15 protein-coding genes are annotated in these 17,601 nt (G+C 60.5%); 8 read left to right on the top strand and 7 right to left on the bottom strand.

Features of this window, described 5'->3' with window-relative positions:
* Nucleotides 1-6 precede the first annotated feature (6 nt).
* The 4 genes from B9G99_RS09170 (at nucleotide 7) to B9G99_RS09155 (ending at nucleotide 4,487) form a co-directional block, all read left to right on the top strand.
* Nucleotides 7-567 carry a type 1 glutamine amidotransferase domain-containing protein gene (locus tag B9G99_RS09170; RefSeq protein WP_086621827.1) on the top strand — a complete coding sequence of 187 codons (561 nt, stop codon included), beginning with the start codon at nucleotides 7-9 and terminating at the stop codon, nucleotides 565-567.
* A 207-nt stretch (nucleotides 568-774) separates the two neighbouring features.
* On the top strand, nucleotides 775-2,433 hold the full coding sequence (locus B9G99_RS09165; RefSeq protein WP_086621825.1) for a Na+/H+ antiporter: 1,659 nt from the start codon (nucleotides 775-777) through the stop codon (nucleotides 2,431-2,433).
* An 89-nt stretch (nucleotides 2,434-2,522) separates the two neighbouring features.
* Complete coding sequence (locus tag B9G99_RS09160; RefSeq protein ID WP_086621823.1) at nucleotides 2,523-3,143, top strand: TRAP transporter small permease; 621 nt, start codon at nucleotides 2,523-2,525, stop codon at nucleotides 3,141-3,143.
* A gap of 60 nt (nucleotides 3,144-3,203) precedes the next feature.
* Entirely contained in the window at nucleotides 3,204-4,487 is a 1,284-nt protein-coding gene (locus B9G99_RS09155) for a TRAP transporter large permease (RefSeq protein WP_086621821.1), read from the top strand.
* 77 nt (nucleotides 4,488-4,564) lie between these two features.
* Here the strand turns inward: B9G99_RS09155 and dctP are convergent, their stop codons facing one another.
* Nucleotides 4,565-5,614, bottom strand: coding sequence for a TRAP transporter substrate-binding protein DctP (gene dctP, locus B9G99_RS09150; protein WP_086621819.1), 1,050 nt, complete (start codon nucleotides 5,612-5,614; stop codon nucleotides 4,565-4,567).
* Between the two features lie 241 nt (nucleotides 5,615-5,855).
* On the opposite strand from dctP, the gene B9G99_RS09145 reads away from it, so the two are divergent.
* A complete protein-coding gene (locus B9G99_RS09145; protein WP_086621817.1) occupies nucleotides 5,856-7,532 on the top strand; it encodes a Na+/H+ antiporter in 1,677 nt (558 codons plus the stop codon).
* On the opposite strand, the gene B9G99_RS09140 is transcribed toward B9G99_RS09145, so the two are convergent.
* Genes B9G99_RS09140 through B9G99_RS09130 form a run of 3 tightly spaced genes read right to left on the bottom strand, consistent with a single transcriptional unit; the run spans nucleotide 7,526 to nucleotide 10,187 of the window.
* The gene (locus B9G99_RS09140) at nucleotides 7,526-8,431 is read right to left on the bottom strand and encodes an alpha/beta hydrolase (RefSeq protein WP_086621815.1); all 906 of its coding nucleotides are present in this window, start codon (nucleotides 8,429-8,431) and stop codon (nucleotides 7,526-7,528) included. The genes B9G99_RS09145 and B9G99_RS09140 overlap by 7 nt on opposite strands.
* Nucleotides 8,431-9,888, bottom strand: a complete 1,458-nt coding sequence (locus B9G99_RS09135) for a sodium:solute symporter family protein (RefSeq protein WP_086621814.1) — start codon at nucleotides 9,886-9,888, stop codon at nucleotides 8,431-8,433. Before B9G99_RS09135 ends, B9G99_RS09140 begins: the two co-directional genes overlap by 1 nt.
* Nucleotides 9,885-10,187, bottom strand: a complete 303-nt coding sequence (locus B9G99_RS09130; RefSeq protein WP_227875763.1) for a hypothetical protein — start codon at nucleotides 10,185-10,187, stop codon at nucleotides 9,885-9,887. The genes B9G99_RS09135 and B9G99_RS09130 overlap by 4 nt, the downstream gene beginning before the upstream one ends.
* A gap of 223 nt (nucleotides 10,188-10,410) precedes the next feature.
* On the opposite strand from B9G99_RS09130, the gene B9G99_RS09125 reads away from it, so the two are divergent.
* The 3 genes from B9G99_RS09125 to B9G99_RS09115 all read left to right on the top strand — a co-directional run bounded on the left by B9G99_RS09125 (nucleotide 10,411) and on the right by B9G99_RS09115 (nucleotide 13,683).
* Complete coding sequence (locus tag B9G99_RS09125; protein ID WP_158521475.1) at nucleotides 10,411-12,186, top strand: META domain-containing protein; 1,776 nt, start codon at nucleotides 10,411-10,413, stop codon at nucleotides 12,184-12,186.
* 139 nt (nucleotides 12,187-12,325) lie between these two features.
* Nucleotides 12,326-12,805, top strand: coding sequence for a YchJ family protein (locus B9G99_RS09120; protein WP_086621810.1), 480 nt, complete (start codon nucleotides 12,326-12,328; stop codon nucleotides 12,803-12,805).
* A gap of 74 nt (nucleotides 12,806-12,879) precedes the next feature.
* Nucleotides 12,880-13,683 carry a DUF1206 domain-containing protein gene (locus tag B9G99_RS09115; protein ID WP_227875762.1) on the top strand — a complete coding sequence of 268 codons (804 nt, stop codon included), beginning with the start codon at nucleotides 12,880-12,882 and terminating at the stop codon, nucleotides 13,681-13,683.
* Between the two features lie 51 nt (nucleotides 13,684-13,734).
* Here the strand turns inward: B9G99_RS09115 and B9G99_RS09110 are convergent, their stop codons facing one another.
* The 3 genes from B9G99_RS09110 to B9G99_RS09100 all read right to left on the bottom strand — a co-directional run bounded on the left by B9G99_RS09110 (nucleotide 13,735) and on the right by B9G99_RS09100 (nucleotide 17,589).
* On the bottom strand, nucleotides 13,735-15,057 hold the full coding sequence (locus tag B9G99_RS09110) for an Nramp family divalent metal transporter (RefSeq protein WP_086621809.1): 1,323 nt from the start codon (nucleotides 15,055-15,057) through the stop codon (nucleotides 13,735-13,737).
* Between the two features lie 107 nt (nucleotides 15,058-15,164).
* Nucleotides 15,165-15,926: a Mut7-C RNAse domain-containing protein gene (locus tag B9G99_RS09105; protein ID WP_158521474.1), complete on the bottom strand. Its 762-nt coding sequence runs from the start codon at nucleotides 15,924-15,926 to the stop codon at nucleotides 15,165-15,167.
* A gap of 172 nt (nucleotides 15,927-16,098) precedes the next feature.
* Nucleotides 16,099-17,589 carry a carboxypeptidase M32 gene (locus tag B9G99_RS09100; RefSeq protein WP_086621806.1) on the bottom strand — a complete coding sequence of 497 codons (1,491 nt, stop codon included), beginning with the start codon at nucleotides 17,587-17,589 and terminating at the stop codon, nucleotides 16,099-16,101.
* Nucleotides 17,590-17,601: the final 12 nt, after the last annotated feature.

Below are 17,601 nucleotides of genomic sequence, written 5' to 3'. Positions count from 1 at the left end.
TCTGACATGAGCGAATTGAAAGGCACCAAGGTCGCCATTCTGGCCACCGACGGTTTTGAAGAGTCCGAGCTTGCCTCGCCGAAAAAGGCGCTGGAAGCGCAAAGCATCGAAGTGCACGTGGTGTCGCTGAAAAAACATGGCATCAAGGCGTGGGCAGAGACCGACTGGGGCGATGAGTATCCGGTCGACAAGGTTCTCGAAGAAGTCAGCGCCGATGATTATGACGCGCTGATGCTGCCGGGCGGTCACTTCAATCCGGATACCCTGCGCACCGAGGAAAAGGCGCTGAATTTTGTGCGCGACTTCTTCAAGGCCGGCAAGCCGGTCGGCGCGATCTGCCATGCCCCATGGATCCTGATCAACGCCGAAGTGGTCGATGGCCGACGCATGACGTCCGTCCCCACCATCGCGCAGGATCTGAAAAACGCCGGCGCCCAGTGGGAAGACAGCGAAGTAGTCTGCGACAGCGCGCTGGTCACCAGCCGCACGCCAAAGGATCTCAACGCCTTCAACAACAAGTTGATTGAAGAGATCAAGGAAGGGCGTCACCGCAACCAGCACGCCTGATACCGCCCTTTGGCGTGCCCTGTGCACGAAGGGTCAGTCCTGCCGGCATCTCCTTTGAGATGCCGGTTTTTTGTGCGCGCCTTCATGGGCTCAATGACGAGAGACGACAGATTCAAACTGACTGATGGCGCGTCATGTCAAAAGTGGATGCAACCATTTCCTCCGGCACCCATCAAAAAACAGGAATAACGTGACAGGAAGTCATTGATGCATATTGTTTTACTGGCACTGGCCCTGATTCTGGTGGCCGCCGGCAGCGGTATCATGGCGCGCTTTGTGCCGCGCATTCCCCTGCCCATCCTGCAGATTGCGATCGGCGCCCTGCTGGCCTGGCTGGAAACACCGCTGGATATCAGTCTCGAGCCCGAGACCTTCATGCTGCTGTTTGTGCCGCCGCTGCTGTTTGCCGATGCCTGGCAGTTCCCCCAGCGGGAGCTGACCTCGCTGCGCCATCCAATCATTGCCCTGGCGGTGGGCCTTGTTCTATTTACCGTGGTGTGCGCCGGCTTTTTGATTCACTGGCTGCTGCCCAACCTGCCGCTGGCCGTGTGCTTTGCCCTGGCCGCCATACTCTCCCCTACCGATGCCGTGGCGGTCTCTGCCATTTCCGGCCGGCTGGGCATTCCGCCCCGCCTGATGCATATCCTTGAGGGCGAATCACTGATGAACGATGCCTCCGCCCTGGTATCGCTCAAGTTTGCCGTGGCCGCAGCCATGACCGGCGCCTTCTCTTTCGGTCAGGTGAGCCTGCAGTTTGCCCTGATCACCTTTATCGGCATTTCGGTCGGGATTGCACTGGCCTTTTTGTTCTCGACCATTCGCCGCAAGCTGATCGACCGACGTGGCACCGAATCCTCGACCGAAATCCTGCTGGTCATGCTGACGATCCCCTTTGCGGCCTACCTGATCGCCGAACATCTGGATGGCTCGGGCATCATGGCTGCCGTCTCGGCCGGCATTACCATTAACCGCACCGAGCTCAAGCGCTACGCCCAGACCCGTACCCGCATGCAGATGAACCACTTCTGGGAGATTCTGACCTTTTTGCTCAACGCGATGGTCTTCTTGCTGCTGGGTCTGCAGCTGCCGGACATCATTGGCGGGGCCATCGAGGTATCGCTCAACAACACCCGCAGCTTTAACCTGCCGGAACTTGCATTTTATGTGGTGGCCATCTCGCTGGCCCTGATGGCGCTGCGTCTTGTCTGGATCATGGGCGCCGTCTATCTCTCCAGACTCTCGTCGCGGCGGCGCCGCACGGCACATGTGCCCCTGTCCAGCCGCATCATGGCCATCGGGACGGTCGCCGGCATTCGCGGCACCATTACGCTGGCCGCCGCGCTGTCACTGCCGCTGACGCTGCCTGATGGCGAGGCCTTCCCGGGACGCGAGCTGGTCATCTTTCTGGCCACCGGGGTCATTTTATTTACCCTGCTGCTGGGCAGCATCGTCCTGCCCCTGCTGTTGCGCCGCATGGACAAGCCAGACGACAGCTGGCGCGATGAAGAGGCCCGCTCGGCACGCCATGCCGCCTCCCTTGCCGCCATCGAGGCGATCGAGGGCTGGTACAGCGACGCCCAAAAGCGCCATGACACGGAGCTTGAACGCTCGGTGCTGGCCGAGACCAGCGCTCGCATGATCGGCTACTACCGTAACCTGATGACCATCAACGACAAGCGCTCAAGCTCCGAGCGTCACGAACATGACCAGCGCTTTTCCCGCGAGATGCGCCTGGCGGCCATCCGTGCAGAACGACGCGAGTACTATCGGCTGCGCTCAACGCATCAGATCGATGACCACACCCTGCGACGGCTGGTGCGCGAACTGGATCTGGTCGAGATGGCGCTGGCGCCCGGTACGCGCTAGGACGATGCTGGCGATCGCCCCGCCACTTGTTATAAAGAGGCAAGGCTGTATTGTCTGAGGTGTGCTCTTCACAACAAGGATAAAGACTCATGAGCCAGACCTCTTCCTTAAAAAGTGATGATCAACCCTCGAGTGCACTGCTGCGCGCCCTGCTGATGCTGGATCGCGGACTGGGCCTGATCGAGAAAACCATCGTTGCCGGCAGCATTCTCGTCATGGCGCTTTTGATGAGCGCCCATGTCGTGGGCAACATTGTTCTGGGTCAGGGCATCACGGGTACTTATGAAATGACCGAGATGCTGATCGTGATCATCACCTTTGTGGGGGTGGGCTATGCCGCCCGTCACGCCCGGCACATCAGCATGTCAGCGTTTTATGAACAGCTCAGTGGCCAGCGCCGCAAGGCCCTTCTGGTGCTGATCTGTCTGGGGACAGCGCTTTTGATGTTCTACTTCAGCTACAAGTCCATCGAATATGTCATCACCATTCATGACCGCGGCCGTACCAGTGCCTCACTGCAGATGCCGCTGTGGATCGTTTATCTCGCCCTGCCCATCGGCTTTGCACTGGCCGGTATCCAGTATGTTCTGACCCTCATTCGCAACCTGACCACACCCGGCATCTGGCGCTCGCTGACGGAAAGGGAGGATTACGACGACGCGCCACTGCCCGATAGCGAAAACGAGGAAGCCGACACGACCCGCGATTGATCACCATCCGTATGGCACTTGCAACAACCATCCAATGACAAGAATGCGAGGGAAAGGATCATGCTGACAGGGCTTGGTGTGCTCATGCTCGTGCTGCTGTTTCTGGGGTTTCCCATGATGGTGCCTCTGGCAGCCGGCACGCTTTACATGATGTTTACCGGAATGACTTTTTTTGGTCCGGATCAGGCGGTCAGCTGGATGATCAACGGCGTCGGCAGCTGGGTACTGGCCGCCGTGCCCATGTTCATCTTTGCGGCCGATATCCTGACCAAGGGCCATACCGCCAATCGCCTGCTGGATGTGGTGGATGCCTTTACCCGTCATCTGCGAGGCGGTCTTCCCATTACCACCGCAGCCTCCTGTGCTCTTTTTGGTGCCGTCTCGGGCTCCACTCAGGCCACCGTCGTGGCCATGGGCGGGCCCATGCGCCCTCGCCTGCTCAAGAAGGGATATTCCGACGCCTTTACGCTGGCCCTGATCATCAATGCCAGTGATGTGGCTCTGCTGATTCCGCCCAGTATCGGTTTCATCATCTACGGCGTGGCGATGCAGACCTCGATCGGCGATCTCTTTCTGGCCGGTATTCTGCCCGGGCTTTTGATCATGGTGATGTTTTCGATCTACTGCTGGATCGACTCCCGTGTAAAGGGCATTGAGCCCGACCCGAAGGCTTCATGGCGAGAGCGCGGACGCGCCCTGCGTCGCGTTATCCTGCCAATGGGCTTTCCGATCCTGGTGGTCGGCGGTATCTATGGAGGGTTTTTCAGTGCCGTTGAGGCCTCGGCCGTGGCGGTGGCCTATGCCCTGCTGCTGGAAGTGGTGATCTATCGACAGGTCAGCATTCGCGACCTTGGCAGCCTGGCGCTCTCGACCGGCATGATTACCGCCGTGGTCTTTATTCTGGTAGCGATCGGCGCAGCCTTTTCCCAGGCGCTCGCCACGGCAGGCATTCCCGAACAGATTCTGGGGCCGATCATCGACAGCATCGGCGACAGTCAGTTTCTGGCGCTGCTGCTGATTGCCGTGGCCTTCTTCATTGGCTGCATGTTTGTCGACCCCATCGTGGTGATCCTGATCCTGGTGCCCATCTTCAAGCCGCTGGTGCAGTCGACCGGGCTGGACCCGGTACACGTCGGGGTCATCGTGACGCTACAGGCAGCCATCGGCTCGGCAACGCCTCCCTTTGGCTGCGATATCTTTACGGCCATCGCCGTCTTTCGCCGCCCCTATCTGGAGGTCATTCGAGGCACGCCACCCTTTATCCTCATTTTGTTGCTGGCCACGCTGATTCTGATCGTGTTTCCGCAGATTTCTCTGCTGTTGCCCTCGCTGGGTGGTGACTGAGCCGGGGATACGGCATAAAAAACGCCCGCAGGCAGTGCCTGCGGGCGTTTTTTCATGCCATTAAAGGGTCAGGTGAATCAGGAGGCCTGACCGTCGTCACTGTCACTGGAGCCGGACTTGCTCTCCTCGACCTGCTTGAGCAGGATATCCAGGGCCTGCTTGCCACGTTCACCGACCATGTCGACATAGACCTGACGAACCGGGCGAGCCAGTTCACGAAAGCGACTGCGCTCCTTTTCATCAAGGTGAATGATCTTGATGTCGCTGTTGTCCTTGATGGTCTCAAGACGCTCGGCGTTGAACTGCGTCTGGATATCGTTCCCCTTCTGGACCATTTCATCCAGCGTGGACTGCAGCATTTCCTGCTGATCGTCAGGCAGGGCTTCGTACCAGTCCTGATTGGCGATCAGATTGCCAATGAACTGCGCCTGTTCGGCGAAGATCATGTAGTCCTGCACCTCATAAAAACCCATGTTTTCATGGGCAAAGACGGGCTGAATGTTGCCTTCGGCCTGGCCCTGCTGCAGGGCGCTGTAAAGCTCGCCGTAGGCAATGGTGATGGGCGAGGCGCCATAGGCCTGATAGGTGGCGCGCAAAAGGCTGTTGTCCATGACGCGAATCTGCAGCCCCTTCATGTCTTCGGGCGTGCGAATTTCCTTGTTGGCAGTCCATACCTGAAAGCCTTCAGGCACGGCGGCCAGCGGCACCAGCCCGCGACTGCGAAACGATTGCTGCCACGCCTCGCTTTGCATGAAGGCATCAGAGTTGAGGATCTCGGCGGTTTCCAGCTGGTCATTGGGCATGACGTAGTTAAGGCTCATCAGCTGACTTTCCGGCACCGTACCGCCCAGGAAGCCTGAACCGAAGGAGAGGGGGATGGCACCACTTTGCAGTGCGTCATACAGCGCCGAATAGTTGGACCCCCAGACCCCATAGGGAAGGATCTGAACGGTAATGTCACCGTCACTTTTTTCTTCGATCAGGTCCTTGAAAGCCTCTGCATAAGCGTACTGAACACTCCCTTCGGTCTCCTCAAGGCCAAAGCGCCAGGTATCGGCGAGCGCAGACGTTGCTGCACCCATCATCGAGAGAGCAAACACTCCGGTCACGACATTACGAATCTGCATACGGATACCTTTAGTAGTTGTTTATCCGATTTCAGAACAGGACAGCGGTATCTCCTTGTCAAATCGAGTAACAGGTTTTGACACCGATCTGCCGAAGGAAAACCCACTGTATCACAGCTTTGAACTCCCTTTTTTTGACCGCCCGGGACGCAAGCGATGGCCCTCCTTGTTGAAGCGGGAAATGCGCTATGCTGCCCTGCCTCATCACTTATGCCCTTCAGGCCACAGATAATCTGATCCCATGGATGCCGTCTTTCTCGTACTGATACTGCTGCTGATCGCTTCTGCGACCGGTGTTGCGGCCCGTTTTCTGCCCGCACTGCCGACACCTCTGGTGCAGATCGCCTTTGGTGTTTTACTGGCCCTGCCGGGCATCGGTCTGAACGTGGAGCTCGAACCCGAGCTCTTTTTGCTGGTATTTATTGCCCCGCTGCTGTTTGCCGATGCCAGACGCTTTCCCCAGCGCGAGTTCATGGTGCTGCGCGGGCCGATCCTGGCGCTGGCGCTGGGGCTGGTGCTCTTTACCGTGCTGGGCGTGGGCGCCTTCATTCACTGGCTGTTCCCGGCGCTGGCCCTGCCGGTCTGCTTTGCCCTGGCCGCCATTCTTTCTCCGACCGATGCCGTGGCAGTGTCGGCCATTTCCGGGCGTCTACCGGTGCCGCCACGATTGATGAGAATCCTTGAAGGCGAGTCGCTGATGAACGATGCCTCGGGGCTGGTGGCCTTCAAGTTTGCCGTCGCCGCCGCCCTGACCGGCACCTTTTCAGTGGCCGATGCCACGCTTGGCTTTTTCATCATTTCCGTTGGCGGACTGGCGGTAGGTGCAGCGGTGGCGCTGGTCTTCAACGTCATCCGGACACGCCTGATCGAGCGCCATCTGGGCGAAGGCTCGACCATTCAGATTCTGCTTCTGCTGCTGCTGTTGCCGTTTGCCGCCTACCTGCTGGCCGAGCACTTCGGCATGTCCGGCATTCTGGCCGCGGTCGCCGCCGGCATGGTCATCAACCGCACGGACCTGAAACGCGAAAGCCAGGTCAACATGCGCATGCAGACCAAAAGCGTCTGGGAGATGCTGGAGTTCACGCTCAACGCGCTGGTCTTTCTGCTGCTGGGCTTTCAGCTGCCGGATATCGTCGGCGGGGCGCTGGATCATTCACTGCATGACGTGGGCGATTACGAGTTTCTGCGCCTTCTGGGCTATGTGGCCGTCATTTCAATTGCGCTGCTGCTGTCGCGGTTTGTCTGGATTCTGAGCGCCACCTGGCTTCAGCGCCGCTTTTCAAAGGAGCGCCGCGCGGCTCTTTCGATGCGGGTCATGCTGGCCGCGACGCTGGCCGGCATTCGCGGCACCATCACGCTGGCCGCGGCGCTGTCGCTGCCGCAGTTGATGAATGACGGCACGCCCTTTCCGGCACGCGAGTTGCTGATCTTTCTGGCCACCGGCGTGATCATGTTTACCCTGATCACCGGCAGTATCGGCCTGCCGCTGGTGTTGAAAAATCTCGACCTGCCCCGTGACACCCATGAGTTTGAAGAGGAGCGTCGCGCCCGGATTGCCGCGGCCGAAGCCGCCATCCGGCGCATCGAGGACTTTCACCATCAGCGGGCGGAAACCTTCACCCGGGAACATCACAGTGAAGAGTTCATCATCGCCTTCAATGACATCAGCTCACAGCTGATGACCTGGTATCGACAGCGCCTTGAGCTGGGCGACACCACCGTCTCCACGCCCAGACTGGAGGCCATTCGTTCGCTGGAGCGGGAAACCCGCGTCGAGGCGCTGCGCGCCGAGCGGCGCGAATATTATCGCCTGCGCGGCAAGCATCACATCAACGATGACGTGCTGCGAAAACTGGTGCGGGAAGTGGATCTGGCCGAAACGGCGCTGACCGGCGATACCGGCCATGCCCATCATTGAGGGTTATCCGCCCCGGCGTCATGGCGAGCCGGGGTGTCGTGCACGAACGTGTCGATATCCTCAAGGGTCGGCCCCAGCCAGCGCAGGGGCCAGGCCAGCGAGGCGATCAGCGTCACATGACTGGTTCGATCAAGATAATCTTCGGTCACCGCGACCCCATGGGCGCGCAGAGCGCGGGCCATGCCGGCCGTATTGCGAATCGGATTGACCGTGGTATCGCGGTGCGAGGCCATCAAAAGCGCTGGCGGTGACTGATCACTCACGTGGTTGATGGGCTGGGTGTCACTGGAAGTATGTGGCCAATCGAAGACCGGACGGGCATCTTCATTGGTGATCGGCAGGAAGTCATAGGGCCCGGCCAGTCCGATCCAGCCGGACAAAATGTCGGGTGACAGCGACTGCGCCGCCAGCCAGCGCGGGTCCAGTGCGACCATGGCAGCGTTATAGGCCCCTGCACTGTGGCCCATGACAAAGAGCCTTTCAGGGTCTCCCCCGTAGCGAGCAATGTGGCGATGGCTCCAGGCCAGCGCCTGCGCGCTGTCCTCGACAAAGGCCGGATAGCGCACCTCGGGGTAGAGCCGGTAATCGGCCACAACGGTCACGATACCGCGTGACGCCAGTGCCCGACCCACAAAGCGGTAATCCTTTCGATCCCCTTCCCGCCAGGTGCCACCGTAGAAAAACACCACTACCGGGGCATGGCCATCGGCATCCTGCGGACGGTAGATGTCCAGCTGCTGGCGCGGCAGCTCACCGTAGGCAATCGAATCCAGCGTTTGCGTCTGCCCTGCCGGCGTCAGGGCGTTGATGACCTCCACGCCCGAACAGCCAGACAGTATCGGCAGCCATAACAGCAGACACCACCAGCGCCATGTCAGTCGGCATTGATTGCTTGTCATCAGGGTTGTCGTGCCACCTCATAAAACCGTTGCAGCGTCTCTTCAGAAGCCAAGCGAGTACGCCGTGAGACCGCGACAAATAGCGGCAGGTTAAGCAAAAGCCCCCAGAAACCGGCATGTACACCCAGCGGGTTGGGCCAGATCACCGTCAGGGCAAACGTCACTGCAAACCCGGCCAGAAGGCCTGCCATGACACCACTGCGGGTCGCACCGAACCAGAAGAACATGCCGATGAACGCCGGCAGCACCTGAGCGGCAAATCCGAGCCCCACCAGCAGGATCATCACCAGGTTGCCGGGCTCGCTGATCGCAAGCACCGCCACCAGCGCCAGGACCGGCAAAAGCATCCAGCGCGCCAGACGCGCGGTGAAGGCATCCTCGAGTCGCAGTGCCGGTTGAATGACATCACGGGTGATCGACAGCGCCACCGAATGAACAAAGGGCTCACACGACGACATCGCCGCCGCCAGCGTGCCCGCGCCCAGAAGCCCGGCCACCCAGGCCGGCATGGTCTGCATCGCCATCTCGAGCGCCACGGTATCGGCACGCGACAGCTCCGGCAGCGTAAAAATGCCAATAAAGCCCACCACCACCATGGGCAGAATGACCACATAGTAGGTGGGCAGCCAGGTCGCCGAGCGACGAATGGTCTCGCGCGAACGTGCGCTCATCCACTGTGTCCAGACCGGCGGCAGAAAGGAGAGCATCGACACGATGATCGACGTTGTCCAGAAGGCAAAACTCATGTTGCCACTGGCCCCCGGCAGGGTCATGAACTCGGGCCGCTCGGCGGCCAGGCGCTCGAAAAGGGGTGCACCTGTCCAGCCACCGGTGAAGTCATGCACGGCCCACAGCCCCACCAGCCAGGCCACGAACAGCATGAGCCCGCCCTGAAAGGCATTGGTCATGCCGATGGCGCGCTGGCCGCTGATATAGAGATAGCTCCCCATGACGCCGAGTACCATGAGCACCCCGGCCCATATCGGGATCATGCCGCCACTCATGACGCTCAGGATGTAGGCGGCACCCATGGTCTGAAGCACCGCATAGGCCAGCGTGCCGATCGCCATGACCAGTGAGGCCAGTGCGCCCAGCGCCATGCTTTCAAACCGGTCCCGAATGGCGCTGGCCTGGGTAACATGGCCAAAGCGCGCACCCAGCGTCCACACTCTGGGGCCAAAATACCAGGCGACCACCGCCAGATAGGAGAGATAGATCACGACATAAAAGACCGCCACACCTCGCGAGAACGCCCATCCTGGCGCGCCCATGAAGGTGTAGGCGCTGACGCTGCCGGCCCCGATCAACAGATAGAGCATCATGGCGTTCATGCTGCGCCCGGCCACACCCCATTGTTCAAGAGCCGTCATGGCATGACCACGGCGTGCCCGGATGCCAATCCACAGGGCCAGTGCTATATATAAAAGCGTCAGCCACAGCGGGGTCATGTCCATCATGGTTTGCGCGACTCCTCTGATGACGGATAATGCTCGTCCTGCGTCGTCTCGCGCGTCAGCAGTCGATTGCCCAGCGCCATGAGCGCGACGCTTGCAAACACAATGACATAGCTCCAGAGCGCCATCAGCGGCAGACCGGCCACCACCACCGGCCGATTGAACAGCATGATCACCGGCCAGCATCCGGCGGCCAGCAGCAGTAAAAATGCCAACAGCAGCCCACGCGCGCGACGAGTGCGGGGCAAGATAAGCCTTTGACGCAATGTTTTGCCGTCCCGGCCGATATTACGATCTGTCATATCCCGTCCTGATGTGACACCCCCGGGTGCGGGCCATGTCAACCCGAAAAAGAGGCAAAGGATAACAGTGTGATGCCACAGCATGTAACAATCATCACTTCGATCACATCTTTGCACTCACACCAGGGTATGCTTGCGCCTTATAACCCTTATGTGCCGATATTTTCATCAAACCGAACGCCTACCCGGGACAGGTAGCATGATCAACGCAACAGGAGTTTCAATGCGACACGCATTCAGGCCAACGCTCACCACGCTGGCACTGGCCACCCTGATGGCAGGATGCGCCAGTTCCGGGTCTTCATCTTCAGGCTATTACGCCACGGCGCTGACCAACATCAGCGGTGCCAAGGTCAATCTGACCGGCAACCGTCTTGATGCCTGGGTCGGCTGCAACCATCTAAGCGCCACGGCTCAGCCGGACGATACCAGACTGGAAGTTGGCGACATCGCCTCGACCAGAATGGCCTGTCAGCCCGGAGACGACCGTCGCGAGCAGGTGCTTGCCGAATTCCTCAAGCGAGGACCCAAGCTCGACAAGACCGGCGACATGTGGCTGCTGCGCGATAACGTTCACGCCGTGGTCGTCCATACCAATTCCGACCCGCAACTGACGCATGCCAGCTTTGGCCCGAACCCGGCCAGCCGCAGTGCAGATGCCAGCGCCACTGAAAGCGCTCTGGCCATGGATCGCGCCATCGAGCGTGAAACCCGTGAACAGGCTGTCCGCCAGCCGGCCAGTGTGCAAAAGCCTGAAGTCGCTGCCGCCCGCGCCTCCGAGCCCTCGGTCAAGCCGGCGACTGCCGCCCCCGAGCAGCCCAAAGCGCGCACTGTCGCCTCCAGACCTGTTGAACCTCGCCCCTCGCTTGAGTTCTACAGCCAGGTCGATGCCGGCGCACCGGTCACTCATGCCAGAGCACGCGCCATTGCCCCCGCTCCGACACATGCGGTCGCCCAGGCGCCTGCCGCCGAGCCGATCCGCACCGCGCCCGAGCGAGCCCCCATTGGGGTCAGCAACGAGATTCGCACCGGGGATACCGTCGCTCCTGCGCCGGCACGCACTGTCGCTCAGGCCCCGGCCGTTGAGCCGATCCATACCGCCCCCGAGCGAGCCCCCATCGGTGTGAGCAACGAGATTCTCACCGGGGATACCGTCGCGCCTGCATCGGCACGCACCATCGCTCAGGCCCCTGCCGTCGAGCCGATTCGTACCGCGCCCGAGCAGGCCCCCATTGGGGTGAGCAACGAAATTCGTACCGGCGACACCGTCGCGCCTGCACCGACACGCACCATCGCTCAGGCCCCTGCCGCCGAGCCGATCAATACCGCTTCCGAGCGGGAGCCCGTGGCGTTGAACGACGAGATCCATACCGGCAATGTCGTCGCCAGAACGGCACCGGCTGCCGTTCAGCAGGCCCCTGCGCAAAGCGCACCGGTACAGGTTGCCCAGAGCCGGCCGGCACCGCGCGGTGCCACCACCATGGCACTGGCCCCGCAGGAAGCCGTTCAGGCCTCTCGCCTTGAGCAATTCGAAACGCCGACGCTGGCACAGCAGTCGCCGCGTCTTGATCTGTGGCAGCAGATGGGTGCCGACAGCTGGCAGCTCGCGCCCCAGCACAGCCCGCAGGAAAATGCGCCCTGGCAGCCGGCCGTTGAGACCTCGCGTCTTGCCTGGTTTGCCAGCCTGCTCAAGGGCGATACCGCAGACCAGCTGCCCGACATGACCGTGACCGCCCCGCGTGAAATTCGCTCCTACGCCGTCAGAGAGAGCAATCAGTGGGTCCTGTACTCGGGTGAGCCAATCAACCAGGCTCAGGAAAAGGTTCTGTCCGACGAGCAGCATCAGAAAAAGTCGGCGCCTGAGCTGACCGACCGCGACACGCTCAAGGACAAGAGCATCATCACGACCTCGCGTCTGGATGAAAGTGCTCTTGAGCGTGGCGTTCGCGCCACCACCGCCCGCGCCCTGAACTGGCTGAGCGCTCGCTGGCAGGCCTGATCCTTCGATTGACCCGCCGCTCGACATCCGGCCGACAGTCTCTACACTGTCGGCCGGTCTTTTTTTGATCTGCACGACGGTCGTTGGTACCCCCACTGTTGCCACGGCATCGATCAGCGCACTACCCAAGGCTTGAACCATGACCCCTGATTTCATTTGTCCCTGCTGCAGCGGGCATGACTATGACCACTGCTGCGGCCCACTTCACCGAGAACAGGAAATCGCGGCCACCCCCGAAGCCCTCATGCGCTCTCGTTACAGCGCTTTCGCCCTCGGCGGGCTAGGAGATTATCTGTTTAAAACCTGGGCGGAGAATGCCCCGGGACGACCGCCACAGGACGCTGCCATGCTCAATGTGCGTACCGTCGACTGGCAGCGTCTGGAGATCGTGCAGACAAGTACGCACGGTGCCCAGGGCATGGTGGAATTCAAGGCATGGTATTTCGAAGACGGCCAGGAACAGGTACTGCACGAGCGCTCTCGGTTTCGTCGCAGTGCCGGGCTCTGGCGCTATGTCGATGGCGTCATTGACCCACCCGCCATGGCTCGTGCCGGTCGTAATGACCCCTGTCCATGTGGCAGCGGCAGGAAATACAAGAAGTGCTGTGCCGAGCGATAGCGCTGGTAAAAGCGGGCGTTGTTTCCCAGACTTGAAGCCCTTGAAACGCCCATCATTGATAATTCGGAGTTGGCTTGGACCATCCCAGAGGCAATACCCAGCGTCTTGTGACCATTGCAGCCCGATGTGGCTACACGGCCAAGGGCATGATCTATATCACCATCGGCTGGCTCTCCATGATGGCGGTACTGGGGATGGGGGGGAGTAATGGAGGCTCCTCGGCCGCCATCAACAAACTGGCCACCCAGCCCTTTGGAAGCGTGCTCATCACCCTGCTGGCGATCGGGCTGTTTGGTTATACCGCCTGGCGCCTGGTGCAGGCCATTTTTGACGCCGAACAAAAGGGCCGTGGCTGGAAGGGCATTCTGACCCGACTGGGCTATGCGTTGAGCGGATTGATCTATGCCGGCATCGCCATCAATTGTGTTGAACTGCTGCTCGACAGCGGCGGCAGTTCAGGTTCGACCGCAAGCCATACCCGCGAGATCATGTCTCATCCCGGCGGTATTGTGGCGATCTTTCTGATCGGACTCGGCTTTCTTGGCGTCGGGCTTCGCCAGATCTGGCGAGGCTGGCAACACAGCTATGAAAAGAACTGGCATCTCAACGAGATGACCCGAATGCAGCGCCTGATTGCGGCCAACGTGTCGCGGGTCGGGCTGATCGCACGCGGTGTCGTGTTCATGATCGTGGCGCTTTTTCTATGCCTTGCCGCCATCAATACCGACCCCTCCGATGCGCGCGGGCTGGGGGGCGCTCTGGCGGCCGTGGCCGAACAGCCCTTCGGCCCCTGGCTGCTCGGACTGGTCGCCATGGGGCTGATGGCCTACGGCAGTTACTGCCTGGTCAACGCTCGTTTTCGCAATGTGGATGCCTGATCTCTGGCGCCTGAATCCTCGCTTGTATCCTGTTTCAGGTCTTTCAGGGCGCTAAAGCCCCTGAAAGACTTCCATGATCAGCCGAACATTAAGCACCAGAATCAGACTCGCGATGGCCCAGGTGAGCGTTTTGATCTTCCAGCCAATTGCCAGCGCGCCCATCCAGTCACGCCGTGAGACAAAGCGAATCAGCGGAATGATGGCAAACGGCAGCTGTAGCGACAGCACGACCTGACTCAACACCAGCAGCCGCCCCACGCCCTGGTCACCATAGACCTGGGTCACATACAGCACCGGCAGAATCGCCAGCCCTCGGGTAATCAAACGTCGCAACCAGGGTTTCATGCGAAAGTGCAAAAACCCTTCCATCACGATCTGGCCGGCAAGCGTGGCCGTCACGGTTGAATTGAGCCCCGAAGCCAGCAGTGCCACCCCAAACAGCGTGGCGGCAATCCCTGCGCCCAGCAAAGGGCTCAAGAGCCCGTAGGCTTCCTCGATCTCGACCACCGTTTTACCGGCACTGTGAAAGACCGCAGCGGCCAGAATCAGGATGCCGGCGTTGACGAACAGCGCCAGCGACAGGGAAATCGTGCTGTCGAGCGTGGCAAAGCGCAGCGCTTCACGCTTGCCGTGCTCGTGTTGTTCGAAATCCCGGGTCTTGACCAGCGCCGAATGCAGATACAGGTTATGCGGCATGACGGTGGCCCCGATGATGCCAATGGCAATGTAGAGCATCTGAGGGTTGGTCACGATCGCAGGGTCAGGACTCAGAAAACCATCGGCAATGCCGGCAAGCGAGGGCTGTGCCAGCGCAAGTTCGATCACAAAGCAGCCGAAGATCATCGCCATCAGCGACATCACGAAGGCTTCAAGCCAGCGGAAACCGCGTCGCATCAGCATCAGGAGCACCACCGTATCCACGATGGTGATTGCCGCGCCCCAGGCCAGCGGAATCCCGAAGAGAAGCTTGAGTGCCACGGCGGTACCGATGACCTCGGCCAGATCCGTGGCGATGATGGCCAGTTCACACAGTGCCCAGAGCGCGACGCTGACCGGTTTTGAATAATGCTCGCGACAGCACTGCGCCAGATCGCGCCCACTGGCGATCCCAAGACGTGCGCACAGTGATTGCAAGAGTACCGCCATCAGGTTGGACAGCAGGATGACGCACAAAAGCGTATAGCCAAAGCGTGAGCCCCCCTCCAGCGAGGTCGCCCAGTTGCCCGGATCGATATAGCCCACCGAGACCATGGCGCCCGGCCCCAGAAAGGCCAGAAAACGTCGAAAGGCACTGCCACCTCGTGGAACACTGATGCTGCCTGGCACGATATCGGTACCCAGCAGCGACGCCGGCTGGTCGGGTCTTGCGCTCATGAGGATTCCTTCGTTGAAGCAGGCCTTAAGAACACTAGGGTAATACAATTATACCGTGGTTAAAAAGAGGGTACGGAACGTCTTTTCATGGCGCGGCCAGCCAATGCCTAACCTTCGATGGCAGTCTGTTTGAGGGCCTCGACCCAGTCAGACATGCGTGCAAAATGGCTGCCCTGCCAATAGACATGGCGGCATTTGTTGCATCGGTAGAAATCGTCATAATAATCGAGCGTGCGCGCTTTTAGCCGATGAGCCACCGAGGCCTTGTCTACCTTCATCAAAAGACCGTTACAGCGCGCGCAGCGCTTGAAGGCATCAATCTCGTCATGCAGCTCAAAACGCTGGCAGATCTCTTCGATTTGTTGTGACGGATCGGTGGCGCGCACGAAATAGCCATGCACGATCTGGCGGCGATACAACAGGCGCCTATCGCGGGTGAGCAGAATGCGCCGTTGTGCCGACGACGTATCGGCAATCTCCTCATCCTCGAAATCGTTGCGCCAGCACACATCAAATCCCAGTAGCCGCAGATAGCGCGCCAATCGGCCCAGATGAACATCGAGCACAAACCGGGCCGGACGCGGACGCGGCGGCTGCAGGGCATGTCCACCCGGCAATCCGCCAGACAAACCGGCCGGCCAGGCCCTGATCAGATAATGATCACTTTCCAGCGGCTCGATCAGCGTCTCGAACGCGGCCGGGGCATCATTGAGGGTCAGCGCGGCGACTTCGGTATGCGGCACGCCGAACGACTCCACCAGATCCTTGAGCGATGTGCGCCTTGAGGTGCGTTGCGTGGCCGGCTGCCCTCGTCCGTCAGGTGGCAGAAAGTCATCGAGACAGCCGTGGAACAGTACCTGTACACCCATCGCCAGCACTCTCGACATTCAGAAGTTTTGAACGCCCAAGTGTGGTGCCCTGCCGTACGAATGTCACACCGCCGGCCCCTCTTTATCGCTGTCTTGTTGTAACACCTGGTAGCAACGAGGCTTCAATCCGACACATCATGTGGCGCATGGATACCGCGATGACACGCCTGTATCAGCCCTCCAGGTAGCGCGCGCGCAGATGACGACGGTAGTACTCGGGATTGAGCGCCTCCCCGGTCGCGCGCGTAATCAGCTCAGGCGTTTCGAGCAGACTGCCCTGCTGCCAGATATGGGTCCTGAGCCATTCAAGCAGCAGACTCGGGTCACCCTCGGCGATGCGTGCATCGAGCTGCGGTTCGGCGCGGCGCGCTGCCGCCATCAGCTGAGCAGCCAGCATGGCGCCGAGGCTATAGGTGGGGAAATAGCCAAACGAGCCGTCGGTCCAGTGAATATCCTGCAGACAGCCATCGCGGTAGTTGCCACGGGTATCCAGCCCCAGCAGGTGCTGCATGGCCTCATCCCAGCGTGCCGGAATGTCCTCGACTTCGATCTCGCCCTCGATCAGGGCGCGCTCGATGTCATAGCGCAGCAGAATGTGCGCCGGGTAGCTGACCTCGTCGGCATCCACCCGGATCAGGCCGGGCCTGACCTGCTGTGACAGGCGAACCAGATTGTCTGCGTCAAACGCCGGCTGATCACCCAGCGCCTCGATCAGCCACGGCCTGAGCTGTCGAACAAACGCCGCGCTGCGCCCAAGCTGCATCTCGAAGCTGAGACTCTGGGATTCATGTACCGCCATCGAGCGGGCACGGCCGGCCGGCTGACGACGCCATGCCTCGGGAAGGTTCTGCTCATAGCGGGCATGTCCGGTCTCGTGAATGATGCCCATCAGCGCTGTCAGGCATTCATCGCTGCGATAGCGGGTGGTCAGGCGAACATCATCCGGCACGCCGCCACAGAAGGGATGCAGACTGACATCCAGTCGACCATGCTCGAAATCAAACCCCAGCCAGCGCATGACACGCTCGCCCAAACGGCGCTGATCAGCCTCTCCAAAGGGCCCCCGAGGAAGAACGGGATCCTGCCCGCGTTGACGCTCGACGGCCTCACTCAGCAACCCCGGCAACCACTGGCGCAGATCGTTGAAAATGTTATCCAGTGCCTCAAGCGTCAGACCCGGCTCGAATTTCTGCAGCAGCGCCTCGTAGCGACTGCAGCCTGCCGCTTCGGCGCGGATACGTGCCTCCTCGCGAGAAAGGCGTACCACCTCCCGAAACGTGGGCAAAAAACCTTCCCAGTCATTGTTGGGTCGACAGGTTCGCCAGACCTTTTCACAGCGGGCCCCGGCCAGCGACTGCGCCTCAACCAGTGATGGCGGCATGATGGTGGCGTCGTCCACTTCACGCCGGATTTCACGCAGATTGGCCTGCTGCGCCTCATTCAGCGATGAGGGCTCGACGGCTGCAAGCAGCCGACGGGTCTCCGGCGCAGTCAGCGTTTCATGCATCAACACGCTCAGCTCCGCCATCGCTTCGGCGCGGGCCTCATTGCCCCCGGTGGGCATCATGGTCAGTTGATCCCAGCCGGCCATCGCGCCCAGATGCGCGTAGCGGTGCAGCCGAGTGAAACGGCCCTCAAGCTGCTGATAGGTCGTATCGGTCATGAAGCACTCCTT

This window comes from Kushneria konosiri (genome assembly GCF_002155145.1).
In the GTDB taxonomy this organism is placed as follows: Bacteria; Pseudomonadota; Gammaproteobacteria; order Pseudomonadales; family Halomonadaceae; genus Kushneria; species Kushneria konosiri.
Note: the sequence above shows the minus strand (reverse complement) of the source record. Positions and strands in the feature narration are given on the sequence as shown.